This window comes from Flavisphingomonas formosensis (assembly GCF_009755815.1).
Classification (GTDB): Bacteria; Pseudomonadota; Alphaproteobacteria; order Sphingomonadales; family Sphingomonadaceae; genus Flavisphingomonas; species Flavisphingomonas formosensis.
The window spans coordinates 823,595-839,539 of sequence record NZ_WRPK01000001.1 but is presented as its reverse complement, the minus strand read 5'-3'; the positions used below and the strand labels follow the sequence as shown (position 1 = coordinate 839,539).

At 66.4% G+C, this 15,945-nt stretch carries 14 protein-coding genes; 10 read left to right on the top strand and 4 right to left on the bottom strand.

The genetic code is table 11. From position 1 onward, the window contains the following. Positions 1–191: 191 nt before the first annotated feature. The gene (gene rph / locus GQY20_RS04100; RefSeq protein ID WP_157215728.1) at positions 192–908 is read left to right on the top strand and encodes a ribonuclease PH; all 717 of its coding nucleotides are present in this window, start codon (positions 192–194) and stop codon (positions 906–908) included. Then, complete coding sequence (rdgB, locus tag GQY20_RS04095; RefSeq protein ID WP_157215727.1) at positions 905–1,528, top strand: RdgB/HAM1 family non-canonical purine NTP pyrophosphatase; 624 nt, start codon at positions 905–907, stop codon at positions 1,526–1,528. Before rph ends, rdgB begins: the two co-directional genes overlap by 4 nt. A gap of 105 nt (positions 1,529–1,633) precedes the next feature. On the opposite strand, the gene GQY20_RS04090 is transcribed toward rdgB, so the two are convergent. After that, entirely contained in the window at positions 1,634–2,212 is a 579-nt protein-coding gene (locus GQY20_RS04090; protein ID WP_157215726.1) for a CAP domain-containing protein, read from the bottom strand. 25 nt (positions 2,213–2,237) lie between these two features. Here GQY20_RS04090 and hemW point away from each other — a divergent pair, with 25 nt between their 5' ends. Continuing rightward, positions 2,238–3,383 (top strand): radical SAM family heme chaperone HemW, encoded by a 1,146-nt coding sequence (gene hemW, locus GQY20_RS04085; RefSeq protein ID WP_157215725.1) that lies wholly within the window; start codon positions 2,238–2,240, stop codon positions 3,381–3,383. A gap of 42 nt (positions 3,384–3,425) precedes the next feature. Here the strand turns inward: hemW and GQY20_RS04080 are convergent, their stop codons facing one another. Then, positions 3,426–4,613, bottom strand: a complete 1,188-nt coding sequence (locus tag GQY20_RS04080; RefSeq protein ID WP_157215724.1) for a penicillin-binding protein activator — start codon at positions 4,611–4,613, stop codon at positions 3,426–3,428. Positions 4,614–4,625: 12 nt separating this feature from the next. On the opposite strand from GQY20_RS04080, the gene rsmI reads away from it, so the two are divergent. The 5 genes from rsmI to GQY20_RS04055 all read left to right on the top strand — a co-directional run bounded on the left by rsmI (position 4,626) and on the right by GQY20_RS04055 (position 10,700). After that, a complete protein-coding gene (rsmI, locus tag GQY20_RS04075; protein ID WP_157215723.1) occupies positions 4,626–5,477 on the top strand; it encodes a 16S rRNA (cytidine(1402)-2'-O)-methyltransferase in 852 nt (283 codons plus the stop codon). After that, entirely contained in the window at positions 5,474–5,824 is a 351-nt protein-coding gene (locus tag GQY20_RS04070; RefSeq protein WP_157215722.1) for a YraN family protein, read from the top strand. Before rsmI ends, GQY20_RS04070 begins: the two co-directional genes overlap by 4 nt. Before the next feature lie 77 nt (positions 5,825–5,901). Next, complete coding sequence (gshB, locus tag GQY20_RS04065) at positions 5,902–6,849, top strand: glutathione synthase (protein ID WP_157215721.1); 948 nt, start codon at positions 5,902–5,904, stop codon at positions 6,847–6,849. A gap of 162 nt (positions 6,850–7,011) precedes the next feature. Continuing rightward, the gene (locus tag GQY20_RS04060; RefSeq protein WP_157215720.1) at positions 7,012–9,348 is read left to right on the top strand and encodes a TonB-dependent receptor; all 2,337 of its coding nucleotides are present in this window, start codon (positions 7,012–7,014) and stop codon (positions 9,346–9,348) included. Between the two features lie 2 nt (positions 9,349–9,350). Then, positions 9,351–10,700 (top strand): alkaline phosphatase family protein, encoded by a 1,350-nt coding sequence (locus GQY20_RS04055; protein ID WP_157215719.1) that lies wholly within the window; start codon positions 9,351–9,353, stop codon positions 10,698–10,700. Positions 10,701–10,746: 46 nt separating this feature from the next. On the opposite strand, the gene GQY20_RS04050 is transcribed toward GQY20_RS04055, so the two are convergent. Together GQY20_RS04050 and GQY20_RS04045 are read right to left on the bottom strand one after the other, a co-directional pair. After that, a complete protein-coding gene (locus GQY20_RS04050; RefSeq protein ID WP_157215718.1) occupies positions 10,747–11,304 on the bottom strand; it encodes a hypothetical protein in 558 nt (185 codons plus the stop codon). Positions 11,305–11,619: 315 nt separating this feature from the next. Beyond that, positions 11,620–12,933 (bottom strand): hypothetical protein, encoded by a 1,314-nt coding sequence (locus GQY20_RS04045; protein WP_157215717.1) that lies wholly within the window; start codon positions 12,931–12,933, stop codon positions 11,620–11,622. 408 nt (positions 12,934–13,341) lie between these two features. Here GQY20_RS04045 and GQY20_RS04040 point away from each other — a divergent pair, with 408 nt between their 5' ends. Together GQY20_RS04040 and GQY20_RS04035 are read left to right on the top strand one after the other, a co-directional pair. After that, positions 13,342–13,908, top strand: a complete 567-nt coding sequence (locus tag GQY20_RS04040) for a LemA family protein (protein WP_157215716.1) — start codon at positions 13,342–13,344, stop codon at positions 13,906–13,908. A 3-nt stretch (positions 13,909–13,911) separates the two neighbouring features. Beyond that, on the top strand, positions 13,912–15,864 hold the full coding sequence (locus GQY20_RS04035) for a DUF2207 domain-containing protein (protein WP_157215715.1): 1,953 nt from the start codon (positions 13,912–13,914) through the stop codon (positions 15,862–15,864). Positions 15,865–15,945: the final 81 nt, after the last annotated feature.

Sequence of the window (15,945 nt, the reverse complement as noted above, 5' to 3'; positions counted from 1 at the left end):
TTCAAGGCGGGAGAGTTGTTGTTTCCGGACGAGTCCTTTTGCTCTGGGCGAGCCGCGCTTGCCCCATCATCCTCCCCGGAACGGGGAGGATGATCAGATGATCAGGCGCCTGGATATGCACGCGACGGCTGGCGCACGGCCCGCGAAACGCTTAGGGGCTGCCGACTGCAGAGACCCAAGAAGGAAAATTCATGCGCCCCTCCGGCCGCGCGCCCGATCAAATGCGTGCCATCAGCATCGAAACCGCCTTCACCCGCCACGCCGAGGGATCGTGCCTGATCTCGTTCGGCGACACGCGGGTGCTCGTCACCGCCTCGATCGAGGAGCGCGTGCCGCCCTTCCTGCGCGGCAAGGGCCAAGGCTGGGTCACCGCCGAATATGGCATGCTGCCCCGCGCCACCCACACCCGCGGCAGCCGCGAGGCGGCGAAGGGCAAGCAGTCCGGCCGCACCCAGGAGATCCAGCGACTGATCGGCCGCTCGCTGCGCGCCGTCGTCGATCTGGAGAAGCTCGGCGAGCGCCAGATCACGCTTGATTGCGACGTGATCCAGGCCGACGGCGGTACCCGCACCGCCTCCATCTCGGGCGCCTGGGTGGCGCTGCGCCTCGCGGTCGACAAGCTGATCGCGGGCGGCCAGCTCACCGTCGATCCGATCGTCGCGCAGGTCGCCGCCGTCTCCTGCGGCATCTATGAAGGCACGCCAGTGCTCGACCTCGATTATATCGAGGATTCGAACGCCCATGCCGACGCCAATTTCGTGCTGCTCGACAATGGCAACATCGCCGAGGCGCAGGCGACGGCCGAGGGCGCGACCTATGACGAGGAGGCGCTGCTCCGCCTGCTGCGGCTCGCCCGCATCGGCTGCACGGACATCTTCGCCGCGCAGAAACGGGCCGTCGGACGGTGAGCGGCGGCGCCGAGATCCCGCACCGCAAGCTTGCCCCCGGCAAGCTCGTCATCGCCAGCCACAATCAGGGCAAGGTGCGCGAGATCGAGGCGCTGCTCGGCCCCTACGGCATCCAGCCGGTCTCGGCAGGCGCGCTCGGGCTGCCCGAGCCGGACGAGACCGGCACCACCTTCGCCGCCAATGCCGAGCTCAAGGCGCGGCAGGCGGCGGATCTCTCGGGTCTTCCCGCACTGGCCGACGATTCGGGCCTGTGCGTCGAGGCGCTGAACGGCGATCCGGGCATCTTCTCGGCGCGCTGGGCCGGGCCGACCAAGGATTTCCGCATTGCCATGCAGCGCGTGCAGGACGCGATCCTCGCGGTCGGGCCCGATGCCGGCCATGACGCCCATTTCGTCTGCGCCCTGTCGCTCGCCTGGCCGGACGGCCATGTCGAGACCTTCGAGGGCCGCGTCGACGGCACGCTCGTATGGCCGCCGCGCGGCGACCGCGGCTTCGGCTATGATCCGATGTTCCAGCCCTGGCACCACGCCGTCACCTTCGGCGAGATGGATCCCGACGCGAAGCACGCGATGAGCCACCGCGCCGATGCCTTCGCCAAGCTGGTCAAGGCGGCGTTTTGAGAGTGACCCGTCACCCCAGCGAAAGCTGGGGTCGCTCTCCTGCGGCAACCGGCTGACAGCAGAGAACGATCCCAGCTTTCGCTGGGATGACGTGCTCACGCTCCCTCACGGCATCCCCGTCAACGGATCGCGCCCGACGACATTGCCCGACGGCAGATAGCGGCAGACGAGATAATCATCGGTCGCATTGGCGGCGGTGCCGCAGCCGACCGCGGTCGTCGTCCGCCATACGATCTGCGTATAATGTCCGACGGCGGTCCAGTCGCTGTTGCGGCTGACCTTTGGGAAGCGGCCCGGCTTGAACAGCCGCCGCTCGCCGATCCAGCCGCCGATCATCTCGTCATAGCTGTAGGCCGTCCGGGTCCCCATCCACAGATTCTCGCCCTGGCTGGGCGTACCGCGCGGCACCGGGCTGTGCGCGAAGCGGCGTTCGCGGGCGAGCTGCACGGCATATGCCGCCGCATCACGCGCCAGCGCCTCGCTCCAGGCCAGCGGCGGCACGCCGGCCGCGGCGCGCGCGGCATTATGCGCGGCGAGCATGGATTGGCGGAGCAGCGCCGGCCCGCGCGGCTGCGGCCGGGTGTCGGTCCAGGGCTGCTGCACCAGCTGGTCCGCGGCCTGCGCCGGCGACGCTGCCCCGAAAATTGGCCACAGCGCCAAGAGGACGCTAAAGCGCCTGCCCATCCTCTCCCCGAGTCCTTTCCAGCCGATGGATGCCATCATAACCGAGCCGCTCGCCCTCTATATCCATTGGCCCTTCTGCGTGTCCAAATGCCCTTATTGCGACTTCAACAGCCATGTCCGCGAGGGCGTCGACCAGGCGGCGTGGCGGGCCGCGCTGCTCGCCGATCTCGCGCATGAGGCGGCGCTGCTGCCGGGGCGGACGCTGGGCTCGATCTTCTTCGGCGGCGGCACCCCCTCGCTGATGCCGCCCGCCACGGTCGCCGCGCTGATCGAAGCGGCCGGCCGCCACTGGCGCTTCGCCGGGGATATCGAGATCACGCTGGAGGCGAACCCCTCCTCGGTCGAGGCCGCGCGCTTCGCCGATCTCGCCGCCGCCGGCGTCAACCGGGTCAGCCTCGGCCTGCAATCGCTCAACGATGAAGCGCTGCATTTCCTCGGCCGCGCGCATGGCGTGGAGGAAGGCCTCGCCGCGCTCGCCACCGCGCAGCGCCATTTCGGGCGGGTGAGCTTCGACCTCATCTATGCGCTGCCCGGCCAGAGCGGGGAGGCATGGGAGGCGGAGCTGGAGCGGGCGATCGGCTTCGGCACCGGCCACCTCTCGCTCTACCAGCTGACCATCGAGCCCGGCACGCGCTTCGCGACCCTGGCGCGCGAGGGCAAGCTCACGCCGGCCGATCCCGATTTCGCCGCCGACCTGTTCGAGCTGACCCGCGAGCGCGCCGCCGCCGCAGGCCTTCCCGCCTACGAGATTTCGAATCATGCCCGCCCCGGCGAAGAAAGCCGGCACAATCTCACCTATTGGCGCTACGGCGATTATGCCGGCATCGGCCCCGGCGCGCATGGCCGCCGCGGATCGCGCGCGACGCTGCGCCACCGCAAGCCCGAGAACTGGCTGGGGGCCGTCCAGGGGAGCGGGCACGGCATCGCCGGCGAGGATCCGCTGGATGCGGTCACGCAGGCGCGCGAGGCGATCCTGATGGGGCTGCGGCTGAACGAGGGGCTAGACCTCGCCCGCGTCCGTGCCGCGGGTGCCGGCGAGGCGATCGACGCCGATGCGGCGGCGCGGCTGGAAAGGCTCGGCCTCATCCGGCGCGAGCCCGCGCGCATCGTGGTGCGCGAGGCGGGAATGCTGCTGCTCGACCGGATCGCCGCGGAATTGGTCGGGGTTTGACCTGAAGCCCTCTCTCGCGAGCGGAAGAGGGGGAAATCCCAGCTACTGCCCGAAGCTCTTCGCCGCCGGCGATGCCACCACGATCCCGCCGGGCTCGATCTGCCGGACCTCCAGCGCGCGCTCGGCAATGCCGTTGTCGCCGAAGCGGAAGGCACCGTCGACGCCCGAGAAGCCGTCGGCATCGGTGAGGCGCTGCGCCGGGAAACGGTCGCCGATCTTCCAATCGGCGGCGATGCGCACGGTCAGCAGCACCGCGTCATAGCCGAGACTCGCCAGGCGATAGGGCGCCTTGCCGAAGCGCGCCCGATATTTGGCGGCAAGCTGGCGGTAGAGGCCGTCGGACACGCTGGCGAACCAGGCGCCGTTCAGCGCGGGCTGGGCGGCGAGGCCGGGCTCGGCATTCCACAGCTCCGTACCCATGATATGCGCCGCGACATCGCCGCCCTTGCGGACGAGCGGCACGATCTGCACCGCGATGCGGCCGCCGTCCGCGATCAGCAGCGCGTCGAAATCGGCTTCGCCGGTGAGCTTCTGGGTCGCCGCCTTGATCGACTGCGGCGCGCGGTCATAGGTTTCGAGCGCCAGCATCTTGCCGCCCGAGGATTCGACCGCGCGAATCATCGCGGTGGAGGCGCTGCGACCGTAGAGCCCGGTCGGCGCCAGCGCGGCGAAACGCGTCGCGCCGCGCGAACGGGCGTAACGCACCACCCGGTCGATCGACTGGTTCGGCGTGAACCCCATCAGATAGACGCCATTGCCGGCAACCGTGGCGTCGTTGGAGAAGGCAATCACCGGAACGCCGGACTGGCGCGCCACCGGCGCGACGACGCGCACGTCGTCGGCAAGCAGCGGGCCGAGGAAGAGCCTGTTGCCTTCAGCCACCGCCCGCTGCGCCGCCGCGGCCGCGCCCGCATTGGTGTCATAGGTGGTGATGCGCACCTTGCGGCCGCCCGTATCCAATATTGCGAGATTGGCCGCATTGGCGATCGACTGGCCGACCGCAGCATTGGGGCCGGTCAGCGGCACGAGCAGGGCGACACGCTGGCGCTCCCTGTCTTCGGGCAGGGCGCCCACCGGGCCGGTCTGCTTGGGCGGCGGCGGCGCCTGCGTGCCGGGGCCATGCCCTTTCGGGATCATGCCGCCGCAGCCGGCGAGGAAGAGCGCGAAGGCAAGCCCCGCAAATTTCAGCAACGACCGTCTCGGTTGCGGCCGGGTGGCCTGCTCTGCCATGACATCCATCTTATGAACGACCCCTCGAACGCCGGGTTGGAGCCCGGCCTCTACATTGTCGCGACCCCGATCGGCAATCTCGGCGACCTTAGCCCACGGGCGGCCGCCGTCCTTGCCGGTGCCGATCTGATCGCCGTGGAGGACAGCCGGGTCACCGCAAAGCTGCTCCACCATATCGGCACCAAAAGGCCGATGACCCCCTATCATGATCACAATGCCGATCAAGTGCGCCCCGGCCTGATCGCGCGTATGGGCCGGGAGGCGATAGCGCTGGTCTCCGATGCCGGCACGCCGCTGATCTCCGATCCCGGCTTCAAGCTGGTGCGCGACGCGCGGGCCGCGGGCCATCGCGTGACGACCATCCCCGGCCCCTGCGCGGCCGTCGCGGCGCTCACCCTCACCGGCCTGCCGACCGATCGCTTCCTCTTCGTCGGCTTCCTGCCCGCCAAGGAAAAGGCACGCGGCGAGGCGATCGCCGAGATCGCCGCGGTGCGGGCGACGCTGATCTTCTACGAATCCGGCCCGCGGCTCGGCGCGACGCTGGCCGCGCTCGCCGCCGGGCTCGGCGAGCGCGAGGCCGGCGTCGCGCGCGAGATCAGCAAGACGTTCGAGGAATGCGTCACCGACACGCTCTCCGCGCTCGCCGCGCGCTATGCCGAGGCCCCGCCCAAGGGCGAGATTGTGATCGTCGTCGCGCCGCCCGGACCCCGCCCCGCCGCCTCCGCCGACGATGCCGACACACTGCTGCGCGAAGCGCTGACGCGCATGTCCACCGGCAGCGCGGCGAGCGAAGTCGCCAAGGCGACCGGCCTTCCCCGCCGCGATTTATACGCCCGTGCATTGGCGATGAAGGACGAGGCGTGAGCCGCCAGGCCGCCGAGAGGCGCGGCCGGACGGCCGAAACGCTCGCGGCCTGGTATCTGCGCTTCAAGGGCTATCGCATCGTCGCGCGCCGTGTCCGCACGCCGCTGGGCGAGATCGACCTGGTCGCCCGGCGCGGCGGCACGCTCGCCTTCGTGGAAGTGAAAGCGCGCGCCAGCGAGATGGAACTGGCGCTGGCGATCGACCAGCATCGCCTGCGCCGCGTGGCGGCTGCGGCCAACGCGCTCGCGCCGCGCTTCGCCCGCGCCGACGATGCGATCCGCATCGACGTGATGCTGCTCGCCCCCGGCCGCTGGCCGCGCCATCTCGAAAATGTGTGGCACGGCTGACCCGCCGACACTAGATCACCGTCATTCCCCTTCCGTTCGCCCGAACGGACCCGCAACGCCCCGTTGAGGATCTGCCCATGTCGCTTCGTGTCGCCGTTCAGATGGATCCGCTCGAAACCATCAACATCGCGGGCGATTCCACCTTTGCCGTGATGCTCGGCGCGCAGGCCCGCGGGCATCGGCTGTGGCATTACAGCGCGGGCGACCTCACCTATCGGGACGGCCGCGTCGTCGCGCCGGCACGCCCCGTCACCGTGCAGCGCGTGGCGGGGGACCATTTCTCCTATGACGACTGGCAGACGCTGGATCTCGGCAGCGACGTCGACGTGGTGCTGATGCGCCAGGATCCGCCCTTCGACCTGGCCTATATCACCGCCACCCACCTGCTCGAGCGGATCCAGGGGGAGACGCTGGTGGTCAACGATCCCGCCGCCGTGCGCAACGCGCCCGAAAAGCTGTTCGTGCTCGATTATGCGCAATTCATGCCGCCGACGATCATCACCCGCCGGCTGGAGGAAGCCCGCGCCTTCCACGAGGCGCATGGCGAGGTGGTGGTGAAGCCGCTCTACGGCAATGCCGGCTCGGCCGTGTTCCACGTCGGCCGCAAGGACGCAAATCTCGCCGCGCTGACCGAGCTGTTCGGCCAAGTCTGGCGCGAGCCCTTCATGGTCCAGGCCTTCCTGCCAGACGTCTCCAAGGGCGACAAGCGCATCGTGCTGGTCGACGGCAAGCCGGCGGGCGGCGTCAACCGCCTGCCCAAGCCGGGCGAGATCCGCTCCAACCTCGCCGTCGGCGGCACCGGCGCCGCGACCGAGCTCACCGCGCGCGAGCTGGAGATTTGCGAGGCGATCGGGCCGGAACTCGCCCGCCGCGGCCTGCTCTTCGTCGGCATCGACGTGATCGCGGGGCATCTCACCGAGATCAACGTCACCTCGCCCACCGGCATCGTCGCGATCGATCGGTTCAACGGCACGGACACGCCCGCGCTGATCTGGGACGCGATCGAAGCGAAGGCCCGTATCTGAGGAACTTGGCTGGCGCGCCGCCGTTGCGCCGCAGCATCATCACAAATGCATAACCGGACTATCATTCAATAGTCACGGAGGCGTCACGACGAAGCAACCTCCCATCCCCAAGGCGGCGGCGCACGCGATGATCGCGCTGCACTGCAAAAGGGATGAGACAATATGCTGTCCACCGTCGCCCGCCTGCTCGGCGCGACCGCGCTCGCGCTGGTTCCGGCCTACGCCTATGCGCAATCCGACGCGCCGGTTCAGTTGGCCGCCGCGGATGCGTCCGATGCCGGGGCGCAGAACGAAATCGTCGTGCTCGGCTTCGGCCAGGCCCGCCAGGTGCAGACGCTCGCCGCGAAGGACATAGCGGTGCTGACCCCCGGCAGCAGCCCGCTGAAGGCGATCTCCAAGCTGCCCGGCGTCAATTTCCAGTCGGCCGACGCGTTCGGCGCCTATGAATGGTCGACGCGCATCACGCTGCGCGGCTTCAACCAGAATCAGCTCGGCTTCACGCTCGATGGCGTGCCGCTCGGCGACATGAGCTACGGCAACTATAACGGCCTGCACATCAGCCGCGCGATCATCTCCGAAAATCTGGGCGCGGTGACGGTGGCGCAGGGCGCCGGCTCGCTCGGCACCGCATCGACCAGCAATCTCGGCGGCACGCTGCAGTTCAGCTCGCGCAAGCCCGGCGACCATTTCGACGTCGCCGCCGGCGGCACCTATGGCAGCGACGACACGATCCGCGGCTATGTCCGCCTCGATACCGGCGATCTCACCGGCCACGGCCTCAAGGGCTATCTGAGCTATTCCTATCTCGGCACCGACAAGTGGAAGGGCGACGGCAAGCAGCGCCAGCACCAGGTCAACGCCAAGCTCGTCCAGGAGCTCGACCGCGGCAGCATCACCGCCTGGTTCAACTTCTCGGATCGCCGCGAGAACGACTATCAGGACATGAGCAAGGCGATGATCGCGCGGCTCGGCTATAATTGGGACAATATCTCGGACGATTGGGCGCTGGCCAAGCGGATCGCCCATATCGCGGCCAATCGCGGCGACGTGGCGAGCTATCCCGATCCCTCGCTCGGCACCACCTATCCAGGCGCGATCGAGACCGTGGATGACGCCTATTTCAACGCAGCCGGCCTCCGGAAGGACTATATCGGCGCGGTCACCTTCGAATCGCACCTGACCGACGCCGTCTCCGCCAAGCTGACCGGCTATGCCCACCACAATGAAGGCCAGGGCATCTGGTTCACGCCCTACGTCCCCACGCTGCCGGGCGCGCAGAATCAGGACGGATCGGTGATCACCAATCCGGCGCCGATCTCGGTCCGCACCACCGAATATGACATCACCCGCGGCGGCGCGATCGCCTCGGTCGCCGTCGAAACCGGGCGGAATCGTCTCGAAGTCGGCGGCTGGTACGAAAGCAACAGCTTCCGCAACGCCCGGCGCTTCTACGGCCTGACCGATGCCGACACCGTCTCGCGCGACAGCCTGGAGTTCCAGAAGAACCCGTTCGCAACCCAGTGGGACATCAAATATGATACGGAGACGATCCAGTATTTCGTGCAGGACAGACTGGATCTCGGTCGCGTCACGCTGACCGGCGGCTGGAAGGGCTACAAGGTCACCAACAGCGCCAATCCGATCGTCTCGGGCGGTCTCGCCACCGGCAGGATCGACGCGACCGACTGGTTCCTGCCGCAGGTCGGCGGCGTCTTCCACGTCACCGACGATGCCGAGCTGTTCGCGACCTTCACCCAGAATATGCGCGCCTTCGTCTCGGCGGCCACGGGCGGCCCTTTCTCGACCACCCAGGCGGGCTTCGACAACATTAAGAACACGCTGAAGCCCGAGCGTTCGGATACCTATGAGTTCGGCGGCCGCTTCCGCGCAGGCGGCTTCCAGGCCTCGATCGCCGGCTATTATGTGAACTTCACCAACCGCCTGCTCGCCTTCCAGAATGGCGCGGGCATCCTCGGTAATCCCGCCGTGCTGCAGAATGTCGGCGGCGTGCACAGCTACGGCGCCGAACTCTCGCTGCTCTACAAGCTGAACTCGGTGCTCTCGCTGCTCGGCACCTATTCGTACAACCACTCGACCTATCAGGACGATGTCATCGACAAAAGCGGCAAGCTGATCGCCGCCACCAAGGGCAAGACTACCGTCGACAGCCCGCGCAACATGGCGACGGCCGAGATCAGCTATGACGACGGCCACATCATGGGCCGGATCGGCGCCAACTACATGTCGAAGCGCTTCTACACCTATGAGAACGACCAGTCGGTCGGCGGGCGCGTGCTGGTGGATGCCAGCATCGGCTATCGCTTCACCGACGTCGGCCCGATCGGCGACTTCTCGATCGAAGGCAGCGTCACCAACCTGACCGACAAGCGCTACATCTCGACGATCGGCTCCAACGGCTTCGGCGCGCGGGGCGATGCCCAGACGCTGCTGCCGGGCGCGCCGCGCCAATGGTTCGTCACCGTGCGCAAGGGTTTCTGAAAATGAAGCGCCAGTCGCGTGCCTTCTTACCACACGCGTTGCTTGCCCTCGCCGCTTTTGCGGCGGCGGCAGGCGCGGGCCCGGCCGAGGCCGCGCCGGTCCTCCTCGTCTCGCTCGACGGGCTACGGCCCGCCGACGTGATCGAGGCGGACGCGCGGGGCATCAAGGTACCCGTGCTCCGCCGGATCATGGCCGAAGGCGCCTATTCCAGCGGCGTGCGCGGCGTGCTGCCGACATTGACCTATCCCAGCCACGCGACGCTGATCACCGGCGTCGCCCCCGGCAAGCACGGCATTTCGAACAATCTCACCTTCGATCCCACCGGCATCAATCAGATCGGCTGGGATTGGTATGCCAGCGATTTCCGCGTCGCGACCCTGTGGGACGCTGCAAAGGCCAAGGGCCTCGTCTCGGTCAACGTCCACTGGCCGGTCAGTGTCGGCGGTGCGGCTGACTTTAATCTGCCGCAGATCTGGCGCACCGGCCACGACGACGACCGCAAGCTGCTGACCGCCCTCGCGACACCCGGGCTGGTGAAGAGTCTCGAGGCGAAGCTCGGGCCCTATGCGATGGGCATCGACGAATCGGTCGAAGGCGACGCGGTCCGCACCCGCTTCGCCGCCGAACTGATTACCGAGAAGCATCCCGCACTCACCACCGTCTATTTCGCCGGCATCGACCATATCGAGCATCTCCACGGCCCCGGCTCTCCGGAAGCCAAGCAGGCGATCGAGGCGACCGACGCGCTGGTCGGCCAGCTCGTCGACGCGGCGCGCAAGGCCGATCGGACGACGGTGATCGCGGTCGTCTCCGACCATGGCTTCCAGCCGGTGGAGACCGACGTCAACCTGTTCGCGCCCTTCGTCCAGGCCGGGCTGATCCGCATCGACGCGGCCGGCAAGGTGACCGGCTGGGACGCCGAGCCCTGGCTTGCCGGCGGCTCGGCCGGCGTCGTGCTGGCGCGGCCCGACGACGCCGCGCTGGTCGCCAAGGTGCGGGCGCTGCTCGACACGATCAAGGCCGATCCTGCCTATGGCATCGCCAGCGTGATCGACCGCGCCGAGATCGCCCGCCGCGGCGGCCCGCGCGAGGCGAGCTTCTTCATCGACCTCAAGCCCGGCTACGAGACCGGCCGCAACCCCGCCGGCCCGATCGCCGGCCCGAGCGGCTACAAGGGCATGCACGGCTATTTTCCGGAGGCGGCGACGATGCGCTCCTCGCTGTTCGTCACCGGTCCCGACCTCGCCCGCCACGGTGACCTCGGCGAGATCGACATGCGCGACATCGCCCCCTCGCTGGCGCGGGTGCTCGGCGTCAGCCTGCCGGAGGCGGAGGGCAAGCCGGTGTTTTGAGCCTGTGTTTTGACCCTGGGGGACGCGCCTCGCGCGCCGATCCCGATCATTTTTTTACACATATCAACGTGTTTGAAGTGATGAATGGATCCAGATCATATCTTACAAAATAGAATGGATAGAGATATTGTCCGCTTTTTCGGAAATTTATAAGATTATATATTAAGCCTATCCTCCCCCCACGCTCATTATAGGAATTATGTTCCTGGGAAAATTTATCGAGAGGCAACGGATGTTTATCTCTTAACGTGAGTTGATAGGAAAATTCTTCTCCTTTTCGAAGAAGCACCACATCCTCTTTCTTCATGGCTTCGAGGAGATAGGGGATGTTGTAGCCATCGCCGATCGTGCTCGTTACTTTTCCCTTGACCAGGATCCTGGCGGTGAACAGGGAACCAAAACCAACACCGCCGTTCCTGGGCAGAGCCAGCTCTTTGTCGCCCACGTTGCGGACGATCGCCCGGATATTTCCGTCGGGATTGCAGGCCGGTCCATCCCATTCGATCCGCAAGGCAAGAGGCACGGCCGCGGCGGATTCCGGCGTCGTTTCGTTCGGTGCCAGCAGCATCAACAGCAGCGTCAAGGCAGACAACGGAACTTGCAATATGATCTCCCAGGCGTTCCACGTTGCAGCTCATCAAAATGGCTGACTAAGCCGCCGCTCGATTGCTACCGGCATTTATTCATAAACCCTGATACGCTCCACCTTCGTCGAAATATCATCAAAGGTGCATTCGCTTAAATATATACTCATGGACCCATCATCATCTGATTCTATTTCGATAAATCCACGGTCTTCATCTATATAAACGCTAAGATAATATTGCGATTGAACATCATATTGCGTCCCCCATGGCTCGATCGCTACTATAATTTGGTGATCGCGCCTGTTAATCACTCGGCATATTTCACCCATAGGTCACCATCTTCTTACTATCTGCTGCAAATAATAGCTTCTAAACGCCGCTGCTTCGTTGCCTATGTCGCGGAAGGCAGTGTAACTATAAAAATCGGCAACCTTTGACACTTCGCTTTTCGTAATTCCCGCACTTTTCAGCCTCCTTATCCCAGCTTCGGTTTCCGCTCGCGTAAAAACCCTCCACCCTCTGTCCGCCTTCGAAAGACCCGCAAGGCTACCAAATTCAGCTTGACCTATTCCAGCGCCGTTGGTGGGAAATTTGATCTTTGGCATGGCGTACCTAAAGGTTTCACGTAGCGCTTCGCGCACGAGGCCCGCCAACCCTCCTCGTGGACGAAAGCCAATTTGGTGAAAATCTGAATCGGACGATAATTCTAAATTATTGCCGTCCAATTCTGGCTTCGACTCGCCGAAGCTCATATCGCCAGCGTATTCATTCGCTGACTTCGCTGACCACATATTTGTCAACCGCTGCTTGAGACCATCGGCAATCATCGGGTTGAGCCCCATCGCATCCACCGCAGCATGCTGGGCCGGCAGGTCACCGCCCTCGTCACGGATCAAGTCGGCCAACCCCTCCTGCTGCTGCTCGGCCACATAGGGCTGCATCATCCGGCTGAGCCGATCCACTTCCACCGGATCGGCGATCATTCCGGCATGCGCGTTCAGCCACGCTTGCGCCCGTTGCGGATCGTGCTGCGTCAAATGCTCCACTACATCCGCATGCGCCGCGCCGCGCGCGTCCGTCTCCGCCGCACTTGCCGCATCGGGATCGAGGCCCTGCCGCCGGCTGCGCCCGCGCACCTCGCCGACGAGGCGCCGCTCGCCTTCTGCCACCGCGCGCATATCGCCCAGCCGCGCGCCGCGGCGCATCGCTTCCAGCGCGATATCCTGGCGCCTCTGCGACTCCGCATCGTTGAACGCCTGGGTCTCGCGCTCCGCATGAGCGCGCGCCTCGTCGCCCCAGGCCGAAAGGCGCGGACCCATGATGTCGCGATACATATTCCGCTGCCACACCGTATCCAGCTCGCCGAGCGGCCGGCGCACGATCTCGTTCAGCGACTGCTCGATATCCTTCCAGCGCGACGCGGCATCCCCGCCGCGCGCGGCAAACCACGGGCCGGACAGTGTCTTCCAGCGGTCGACCGTGTCATTGTCGGCCTTGCGCACCAGCGCCTCGTCGAGGTGCAGCTGGATCGGATCGTCGTCCTCCGGCAGGCCGGAGACAACGGGGGTTGCGGGGCTATCCGGCACGGTGGGCGTGTCGGCCCAGACGACGGGATAGAGCGGATCGGGGTGTGGGACTCTTGGCATGGCCAACTCGTCCCACCGAGCCGCGGATTGCCGCCAGGGTTGCGCGTGCCATGCTACGAATCAAGATCCGTGCGCCCCCGTCTCTCCGGTTCGATATGCCTCGGGGAATCTGCCAGCCCACATCGGTGAAGCGCGCGTCGCGAACAATTTCATCGTTCAACGTGATGAGCGGTCGGGGCCACGGCTCCTTCAACGGCGCGGCGGAGTTGCGGCTCGATCATGCGTGGGGCATGGGCCTTGCCGCACGGATCGGCGCGATAGCGGGATGATTGCACAAGAGCAGGCCGAACCGCTCCGTAATCCCCGACGGCGTATCCGACTGTTACCAAAGTCATTTACATCTGCCGCTGGAACGGGCGATGCTCGGCCAGGCTGTAGGGCTGTATTGATCCGGGGAGAGGAAAGCCGATGATCGGTTGGATAATGATCGGCATTGTCGTTCTGCTGCTGCTTTACCTGGTGGCGATCTATAATCGGCTCGTGCGGCTCCGCGCTCTGGTACGCGAAGGGTTCAGCGGGATTACCGTGCAGCTTCGCCGCCGGGCCGATCTGGTGCCCAATCTCGTCGCGACCGTAGAGGGCTATGCCGCGCATGAGCGCGAACTGATCGAGCAGGTGACCGCGCACAGGGCAGATGCGATCGCGGCCAAGGGGGTGGATGCCACTGCACGCGCGGACGCGCAGATGAGCGGCATGCTGGGGCGGCTGGTGGCCGTCGCCGAGGCCTATCCCGAGCTCAAGGCAGATGCCAATTTCCGCCAGCTCCAGCAGGAGCTGGCGGATATCGAGGAGCAGCTGTCCGGCGCCCGACGTTATTACAATGCCACCGTGCGCGATCTGAACACGGGCGTGCAATCCTTTCCCAACATCCTGATCGCACGACCGATGGGCTTCCACGAAGAGGAGCCCTATGCGGACGACGTCGTGGCGCTGCAGACCGCCCCGCAGGTGCGCTTCGGCAGCGGCAAGAGCTGAGCCGTGCGCGTCATCGCGCGGCTGATCGCCGCGGTCCTGTTGCTGCTCGCCGGGCTGGCGCGCGCGCAGGACATGTCCGACGATGGCGGGCAGACCGCCGGGAGCGAGCGCATCCTTTCCTTCCAAAGCGACGTTTCGATCGCGCGCAACGGCGATCTGGATGTGACCGAGACGATCCGCGTCGTCGCGCTCGGCGACAGGATCAACCACGGCATCTACCGGGATTTCCCGACCAGCTACACAAGCCGATATGGCCAGCGCACGCATGTCGGCTTCGCGCTCGCCTCGGTCGAGCGAGACGGTGCTGCCGAGCCCTACAGAGTGGAACATGCTTCCAACGGCCTGCACATCCTGATCGGCGACAAGGATCGGCTCGTGCCGCACGGCGAGCACGTCTATGTGCTTCATTACCGGACGACGCGGCAGATCGCCTATGGCAGGGACAGCGACGAACTCCATTGGAACGTCACCGGCAATGGCTGGATCTTCCCGATCGACAGCGCCGAGGCGCGTATCCGCCTGCCCTCCGCCGTCCCTTTCGGAAACCGCGCCGTCTATACCGGACCGCAAGGCGCGACCGACCACAATGCCGCGGTGGTGGTGGAGCAGCCGGGACTGATCGTTTTCCGCACTACCCGGCCGCTCGACAGCCATGAGGGGCTCACCGTCGCCGCGGCCTTTCCCAAGGGCGTGCTCGACAGGCCGGGCACGGATCGCCGGCTCGGCTGGTGGCTGCAGGACTGGGCAGCCTTCGGCGCAGCCCTTCTCTCCCTGACCGGCATCGCCGGCTATTATCTCCGCGCCTGGGCCAAGGCGGGACGCAATCCCCGTCCAGGCCCGGTGGTTCCGCTGTTCACGCCGCCGGACGGGCTCAGCGCCGCCGCCTGCCGCTACATCAGCCGGATGAAGCTGGACAATCGCGCGTTCACCGCCGCGATCGTCCAGCTGGGCGTGCTCGGCCGGCTGCACATCCGCAAGGCGAAGGACGGCTGGCTCAGCACCGGCACGACGACACTGGAACGCCAGCCCGGCGACGGTACCGCGCCTCCGCCGGAAGAGGCGATGCTCGGAGCGCTCTTCCCGGGCAGCGGCGACACGCTGGAACTGAAGCAGGCCAATCACAGCACGCTGCAGGGTGCGCGCCGGGCACTGGAGCGAGGCCTGGAGGCGGAGTATCTGGGCCCGCTATTCCTGCGAAACAGCGATTGGGCGATCTATGGCCTGTTCCTGATTCCGCTTGCCGTGCTGGCTACGTCGTGGATCGCGATCCTCGTGCAGCCGGATGGCGGCGGCGGGGCGGCGATGCCGGCGCTCGGCGGCATCGCGCTGCTCGGCGCCGCGTGGTGGCTGTTCAGCTTCTCGTCCCGTGCCTCGGGCGGGACGAAGCTGCTCGCCTGGCTGGGCCTCGTCCTCGCCCTCGCCTTCGGCTCGATCCTGGCGCTGACGGCACTGATCGCCGCGCTTGGCGCAGGCCAATGGGCGGTGCTGCTGCCGCTGATCGCGATCCCCCTTGCCCTCTCCGCCTTCGTCTGGATGTACGCGCCGACCGCGAAGGGACGCGAGGTGATGGATCGCATCGCTGGCTTCCGCCACTATCTCGGCATCACAGAGGAAGACCGGCTCGAAACGCTGCATCCTCCGGAAAAGACACCGGAGCTGTTCGAACGCTATCTTCCTTATGCGATCGCGCTCGACGTGGAGAATCGCTGGGCGGACCGCTTCGCCGGCGTCCTTGCCGCGGCAGCGGCCACGGGCGCCGCTGCCCATGGCATGGGCTGGTATTCGGGCGACGGTAGCAGCGTCTGGAGCGATCCGGGCGATTTCGCGAACAGCGTCGGCTCCGCCCTCACCAGCACCATCTCCTCGGCCTCGGCCTCGCCAAGCAGCAGCAGTGGCTCGGGCGGCGGCGGTTCCTCAGGCGGAGGCGGCGGGGGTGGCGGTGGCGGCGGATGGTAGCGCGGCCGCCCCTGCTAACCCGAACCATATGGAATAAGCACGAAATCCCTCCATCTTCGCGCCATTTTCGGGCTGACCCGC

Excerpts from the sequence above, each read along its gene's own strand:
- rph (WP_157215728.1), top strand. The coding sequence starts at position 192 with ATGCGCCCCTCCGGCCGCGCGCCCGATCAAATGCGTGCCATCAGCATC.
- GQY20_RS04090 (WP_157215726.1), bottom strand. The coding sequence starts at position 2,212 with ATGGGCAGGCGCTTTAGCGTCCTCTTGGCGCTGTGGCCAATTTTCGGG.
- hemW (WP_157215725.1), top strand. The coding sequence starts at position 2,238 with ATGGATGCCATCATAACCGAGCCGCTCGCCCTCTATATCCATTGGCCC.
- GQY20_RS04080 (WP_157215724.1), bottom strand. The coding sequence starts at position 4,613 with ATGGCAGAGCAGGCCACCCGGCCGCAACCGAGACGGTCGTTGCTGAAA.
- rsmI (WP_157215723.1), top strand. The coding sequence starts at position 4,626 with ATGAACGACCCCTCGAACGCCGGGTTGGAGCCCGGCCTCTACATTGTC.
- gshB (WP_157215721.1), top strand. The coding sequence starts at position 5,902 with ATGTCGCTTCGTGTCGCCGTTCAGATGGATCCGCTCGAAACCATCAAC.
- GQY20_RS04060 (WP_157215720.1), top strand. The coding sequence starts at position 7,012 with ATGCTGTCCACCGTCGCCCGCCTGCTCGGCGCGACCGCGCTCGCGCTG.
- GQY20_RS04055 (WP_157215719.1), top strand. The coding sequence starts at position 9,351 with ATGAAGCGCCAGTCGCGTGCCTTCTTACCACACGCGTTGCTTGCCCTC.
- GQY20_RS04045 (WP_157215717.1), bottom strand. The coding sequence starts at position 12,933 with ATGCCAAGAGTCCCACACCCCGATCCGCTCTATCCCGTCGTCTGGGCC.
- GQY20_RS04040 (WP_157215716.1), top strand. The coding sequence starts at position 13,342 with ATGATCGGTTGGATAATGATCGGCATTGTCGTTCTGCTGCTGCTTTAC.